Below are 4,318 nucleotides of genomic sequence, written 5' to 3'. Positions count from 1 at the left end.
GGCGTTGTCGATGTCGTTGCCGGTGTACTCGTTGTAGCCATAGCCCTCGCGGTCGATGCGCTGGACAGCGAGACGGGCCAGGATACCATCGGTGATCGGGCCGCTGATCGCCGCGTCGGTCTGCAGCAGGAAGGCATCGCCGCCGATGGTCTGGCGCACGTAGCCCGAGAGGTAGTCGGTGGGCTTGGCGGTGATCAGGTTGACCGCGCCGCCGGTCGCGTTGCGGCCGTAGAGCGTGCCCTGGGGACCGCGCAGGACCTCGACCCGCTCCAGGTCGAACATCGAGCCGAGCTGGGCCTGGGGCAGCGAGACGACGACGCTGTCGACGTGCAGCGCGACGGACGGATCGACGCCGGGCAGCGAACTCGACAGGCCAATGCCGCGAATGAACAGCTTGGCGAAGTTGAAGTCGTTGCCGAAGCTGATCGAGGGGACCAGCGTTTGCAGGCCTTCAAGCGAGACGGTGTTGTTGGCCGCAAGCTGTTCGGTGTTGACCGCCGCGACCGAGAGCGAGACGTCGGAGAGCGCCTGCGCGCGCTTCTGCGCGGTCACGATGATCTCGGTCGAGCTGACGGTTTCCGGCACCTGGGCGGTCTGCGCCTCGTCCTGCGCGAGGACTGGCTGCGCCGCGAAGGCCAGGACCGTGGAACAGGAAATCACGCTAGCGCGCGCCATCAGGCGTGCGGATGCACGAGAAATAGTCATCAGGAACCCCTCCTTGAACCGAACACTTTGCGTGCTCTTTGCGCTCTACTTGGCGCTGCCCATCATTTAGGCGATTCGAGGGGGTAATCAACAAGATTATAATGAGTAATAGCAAAGATCGAGAAGATTAGCCTGCTAATTAATCGTTCCAAGACAAGTATCTAAGTAGAACAATGTGTTGGTGCCGTGCGCGGAAGGGGGCTCTCGATCCGGCCCCGGCGAAAGGCCGGGAAGGTCTCGGGATAGATCCGCAGGGGTTCAGAACTCCCAGTCGGTCTCGAAGCGCAGCTGGAAGCCCGGAGCGCGGTCCGTCAGGGGCGCGAAGAGGCCCAGTTCGAGGGCCGGGCCATCCTTGCCCAGACCCACCACCAGGACGGGGCCGGCAAAATGGCTGCCCGCGCCTTCGCCGATGAGGCTACCGCCCGCTTCCAGGCCGAGCAGGACCCGCCCGCCAAGGTCGCGGTCGGCGCGCAGGGCCCAGAACAGTCCGACATCGTCCCACGCGCCCGGCTCGGTCGAGAGGATGGCGTTGGCGGCAATGTCGAAGGGGCCTTCACGCACCTCGGCGATGAAGAAGGTCTCGGAGCCCAGGGCGCCGCTCGTGCTGTCGATCTCGAGCGAGGGCTGGATGCCGAGGCCAACACGCGCCTCCTCGGGATCGAGCAGGGTCCAGGTGGCCTGCAGGCCTATCGTGGTAAGTTCCAGTCCCTTGCCATGGACACGCTCCGAACCGAACTCGATACCCAGTTGCAATCGCTCGGAAACGGCATGTTCGAAGGTGGTCTTGAACAGGTCGCCGTGGGGGTCGGCACGGCGCACGAGGATGAGCTGTGTCTCCACCTCGGTCTCGCCCGGCTCGGCGTCGAGCCGCTCGACCTGGTCAACCTGACCGTCCTCGGCGTATGCGGGCATGCACGTGCAGATGGCCGCGCAGAGAGCCAGCGCGACCCCCGCGCACCGGGAGGCCATCTCAGGCGGCCTGGCCGGTGGAGCGCGGGAGGAGCCGGGTTTCGGGTTGCGCGGCCGGACGGCCATAGAGATAGCCCTGTCCGACATCGCAGCCAAAGCCGAGGAGGTCGGCCTCGTTCTCGATCGATTCCACCCCTTCGACTGTGACGCGCAGTCCCAGGTTGTGGGCCATCGCGGTGATCGTGCGCACGATCGTCTGCGAGGCCGGGTTGTCGGCAAGATCGGTGATGAACGAACGGTCGATCTTGAGCTTGTCGAAGTGGAATTCGCTGAGATGGCGCAGCGAGGAATAGCCCGTGCCGAAATCGTCGAGCGCCATCTGGATGCCCAGTTCCTTGAACTCCGCGATGACGATACGCGCGCGTTCGAGATTGGAGACAAAGGCGCTCTCGGTGATCTCGATGTCGAGCTGGCCGGGCGGAAAGCCCGTCTCCTCCAGCACCTGGCGGGTGCGTTCGACCAGCGTGTCGTCCTCGAACTGGATGGGCGAGAGATTGATGGCAAGGCGCGTGGCGCGCGGCCAGGGCCGGGCGGCGGCGCGGCGCAGCATGGCAAAGTAGATCTCGCCGATGAGGCCGCAGTCCTCGGCAATCGGGATGAACTCGTCGGGCAGGCGCAGGGTGCCGTCATGGAGGCGCCAGCGGGCGAGGACCTCATAGCCGTTGATGCAGCCCTCGGTCAGCGAGACGAGGGGCTGGAAGAAGGGCTCGATCCGCTCCTCGGCCAGGGCCTGGCGCAAGTCGCGCTCGATCTGGGCGCGGCGGAAGGCTGCAAATTCCATGCCTTCCTCGAAGAAGGCGAAGCCGTTGAGCCCCTTGCCCTTGCAGCGGTACATCGCCGCATCCGCGCGGGCGAGCACCTGGTCGGGGGTGAGCCCGGGGCGGTCGACCAGTGTGACCCCGATCGAGGCGCCGACAAGCGAGGAGCCGTGGTCGAAGACGAAGGGCCGGGCAAAGCTCTCCGAGATCATCTCCACGCGGTGGATCAGCTCGTCCTGGCGCTTGGGGCCCTGGAGCAGGACCACGAATTCATCGCCGCCCAGGCGCGCGACGAGGGCGTCCGGGCCGCCCGTCTCGCGCAGGCGGGCGCCCGTATCCAGCAGCAGCCGGTCGCCCGCCGCGTGGCCGTAGAGATCGTTGATCGACTTGAAGCGGTTGACGTCGACCAGCAGCACCGCGACCGGCGCGTCCGGGGTGGCCTTCTCCAGCGCGCGGCCGATCTCATGCTCGGCGTGGCGGCGGTTGGGCAGACCCGTCAGCGGATCGTGGCGGGCAAGGGCATGGGCCTTTTCCTCCGCCTCGATGCGCCGGGCCAGTTCGGTGCGCGCTTCGGCAAGCCGGCGCCAGGCGAAGATCCCCATGGCAATCGGCATGACCATGAGCACGGTGAGACCCTCGTCGATCTCCAGGTTCTCGTGCCGGTCGGAGAAGTCGACGATGTACTCGAAGGCCTCGGCTCCGATGAACACCGCCAGCAGAACGAGCGCCAGCCCGAAGATGATGGCGGCGTCGCGCGTGGTGGGGCTGGATGTGAAGGGCAGGTGCATCGCGGCCTCGTGGTGAGACCGCTGCGCATAGCCCTTGCGTGTTTAAGGCCTGGTGGGAGCGCCCCTCCGAAGGCTTACGTAGGCGGGGCGAGGCCGAGCATGTCGCGCGCCTCGCCGGGGGTAGCGATATCCAGCCCCAGTTCGGTGGCGATGCGCCGGGTGCGGGCCACCAGCTGTTCGTTGGTGGCGAGCTCGCCGCGCCGGTAATAGAGATTGTCCTCCAGCCCCACGCGGACATGGCCGCCCAGCAGCATGGCCTGGGTGGTGGCGGGAAGCTGCGCGGGGCCGATGGCCGAAACGCAGAAGATCGATTGGGGCGGCAGCGCGGCGATCATCGCGGCGAGGACATCGTGGCTGTAGGGCATGGCGCCCTGAAAGCCCTTGTCCGCGCCCAGCACCATGTTGATGTAATAGGGCGGCTTGTCGTAGCCCTTCTCGATGAGGCGGGTCACGTCCTGCAGGATATGGGTGGGGCTGAACACCTCCCATTCCGGCTTGATGCCCTTTTCGACCATGCGCTTGACCAGCGTTTCGCAGCGGCTTGGCGGGGTGACGACGACGATTTCCTTGCCCCCGTGGACGTCGCAGAAGGTCATGCCGTCGAAGGTCGCCATCTCGGCGCCCGCCTCGCAGCCCTTGAGCCGCTCTGCAAAGTCGCTTTCGTAGAGGCCGTCACCGCGTTCGATCAGCATGTCGCCGCTCGATCCGCCGCCGGTCGAGTTGTTGATGATGATGTCGCACGCGGCGCGGATACGCTGATTGATGTCGCGGTAGATGGCATCGTTGCAGGTCGCGCCATCGTCGGGGCGTCGGGCGTGGAGCGCGGCGATGGCCGCGCCTTCGCGGTGGCTGGCCGCGACCGAGGCCGCGATCTCGGCGGGCTGGGTGGGCAGGTGCGGGCTCTGGCTCTTCGCGGCCATGCCGCCGGTCGGCGCGACGGTGATGATGAGCTTGCGGTTGAGCGATGTATCTCGGCTGCCTTGGGGCATCGGGCCTCTCCTCTTGCGTCCTGTTTTCAGGTCTTCGCACAGGACCTTACATGATCGTGGAGGAGAAGGCCCGGACCAATTGGCCGGCCGAGGCGGGTTTTTTGCTGGC

4 protein-coding genes are annotated in these 4,318 nt (G+C 66.3%); all 4 read right to left on the bottom strand.

The annotated features are described in order from the left end of the window. Positions 1-705, bottom strand: a 705-nt coding sequence (locus MBENS4_RS27265) for a TonB-dependent receptor plug domain-containing protein (protein ID WP_144401074.1), incomplete at its 3' end; no start/stop codon positions are given. Positions 706-963: 258 nt separating this feature from the next. Next, complete coding sequence (locus MBENS4_RS22970) at positions 964-1,617, bottom strand: hypothetical protein (protein WP_144401073.1); 654 nt, start codon at positions 1,615-1,617, stop codon at positions 964-966. A 58-nt stretch (positions 1,618-1,675) separates the two neighbouring features. Then, complete coding sequence (locus MBENS4_RS22965; protein WP_052322730.1) at positions 1,676-3,220, bottom strand: putative bifunctional diguanylate cyclase/phosphodiesterase; 1,545 nt, start codon at positions 3,218-3,220, stop codon at positions 1,676-1,678. Positions 3,221-3,294: 74 nt separating this feature from the next. Then, entirely contained in the window at positions 3,295-4,209 is a 915-nt protein-coding gene (locus MBENS4_RS22960; protein WP_039396358.1) for a BKACE family enzyme, read from the bottom strand. Positions 4,210-4,318 lie beyond the last annotated feature (109 nt).

Origin of the sequence: Novosphingobium sp. MBES04 (assembly GCF_000813185.1) — a bacterium.
GTDB lineage: Bacteria > Pseudomonadota > Alphaproteobacteria > Sphingomonadales > Sphingomonadaceae > Novosphingobium > Novosphingobium decolorationis.
The sequence above is the reverse complement of the archived record's forward strand: the minus strand, read 5'-3'. Positions and strand labels throughout refer to the sequence as shown.